This is a genomic window from Moorena sp. SIO3I8, from assembly GCF_010692325.1.
In the GTDB taxonomy this organism is placed as follows: Bacteria; Cyanobacteriota; Cyanobacteriia; order Cyanobacteriales; family Coleofasciculaceae; genus Moorena.
The window spans coordinates 1-1,627 of sequence record NZ_JAAHHW010000351.1 but is presented as its reverse complement, the minus strand read 5'-3'; the positions used below and the strand labels follow the sequence as shown (position 1 = coordinate 1,627).

General features: G+C 39.3%; 2 protein-coding genes. Both read left to right on the top strand.

Annotated elements, in window-relative coordinates:
- The first annotated feature begins 144 nt into the window (after positions 1-144).
- The gene (locus F6K51_RS36915; protein WP_293031047.1) at positions 145-1,314 is read left to right on the top strand and encodes a 2-isopropylmalate synthase; all 1,170 of its coding nucleotides are present in this window, start codon (positions 145-147) and stop codon (positions 1,312-1,314) included.
- A 50-nt stretch (positions 1,315-1,364) separates the two neighbouring features.
- On the top strand, positions 1,365-1,627 hold a 263-nt coding region (locus tag F6K51_RS36910), incomplete at its 3' end, for a GTPase (protein ID WP_293031044.1).

The window sequence follows — 1,627 nt, the reverse complement described above, 5'->3', positions numbered from 1 at the left end:
TTTGCCACTGACTCCAGTAGTGGTAAACTGATTTTCCATGCTAATCTTGAAAACGACTGCATTTAATTCTATGATGCCCTCAAGCCTGGAAGCAAGTTTTGACTAAGCTTAGTTAATTACCAGAAAAGGAGATTTTGTCACGTAATGTTGCAGATTCTTGACTCTACCCTAAGAGAAGGAGAACAAACTCCTGGTGTTTATTTTTCCCCTGAAACCAAGTTATTAATTGCTCAACTTTTAGATCGAATTGGTATTGATATTATTGAAGTAGGAAATCCTGCTGTTAGTCCTGAAATTTGTGAAGCTCTAGCCTTGGTTTCTAATGCGGGATTGAATGCTAAGATTGGTGCTCACTCTCTTTGTCGCATCGATCATGTTCAAAAAGCATTAGATTGTAAAATCGATTTTTTGGGTATCTTCCTGAGTGTTGCCAATCACCGTTTAGAGCGTGACTACCAAATTACAATCGAAAATGCCATTGAGCAAGTGGTGGAAGTTATTGGCTATGCCAAAGCACAAAACCCAAACCTATTAATTCGCTATACACCAGAAGATACGACACGTACCTCAATCGAACAAGTTATTGAAGTAGCAAGCGCTGCGGTACAAGCAGGCGCAGATATTATTAGCATCGCAGACACAACAGGATATGCTACTCCATTTAAGAACGATCGCAGTTACTCGTATTTTGTCAAAACTTTGAAGGAAAAACTAGCTGGACAACAGCTATATCCTAAAATTGCTGTTCATTGTCACAATGATAGAAGTTTAGCACTGGCTAATGCTCTTGATGCTTACCAGGCTGGAGCAGACATTATCGATGTAACTGTGATGGGGTTAGGAGAACGTGCTGGTATTGTTGATTTAGCAACATTGTTGGTCAATTTGGGCGAGATGGTTGAATCAGAATTGCCTTGGGAGTTTAACTATCTTAAGGATCTATACCATATTGTGAGTGAATATTCCCATATTTCAATTCCGCCTATTTTACCCATTATGGGAAAAAATGCGTTCACTCACTATGCTGGGGTTCACGTCAAAGCAATTGCTAAAGATCCGATGCTTTACCAAAGTTTAGATATTGCTAGTTTGACCAACAAAAATAACTTAGCTTTAGGAATGCAATCGGGCAGAGCTTCAGTTGAGTTAGCTCTGGAACAAATTGGTCAAGAGGGATTGAGCAATAATAGGGTTTTCATGAATTGCATTCTCAAGGAGGTTAAAGTGCTGGCTAAACGAGGGACTGGTATTGATATTGACAACGAATTGCCCCACATAGTTAATCAATGTTTGGCTTTTGATAATTGTGAATAATCTTTTCACTTTGAGTGAAGAATGCTTAGGTCTAGAACAGTTTACTAATAATGCCGTTAAACCAAAAACAAACTGAGTCTATAGAGTCTATAGAGTTGAGCTCTGGGATTAGATACGGATTATCAGCGGTTGATGGCTGGCTGCCGCTTGTTGAACAGCCCTTGTTTATTTTAGTTGGGTTGACGGGAGTCGGTAAAAGTACACTTATCAATGCTTTATCCGATACAGAGCTAAACTTTACGCTGTTTCCTAATCGTCGTACTTTAACTGATAAATTTATTATTCCGACGGTGATGCAGATCGATGGAGCAGA

Excerpts from the sequence above, each read along its gene's own strand:
- F6K51_RS36915 (WP_293031047.1), top strand. The coding sequence starts at position 145 with ATGTTGCAGATTCTTGACTCTACCCTAAGAGAAGGAGAACAAACTCCT.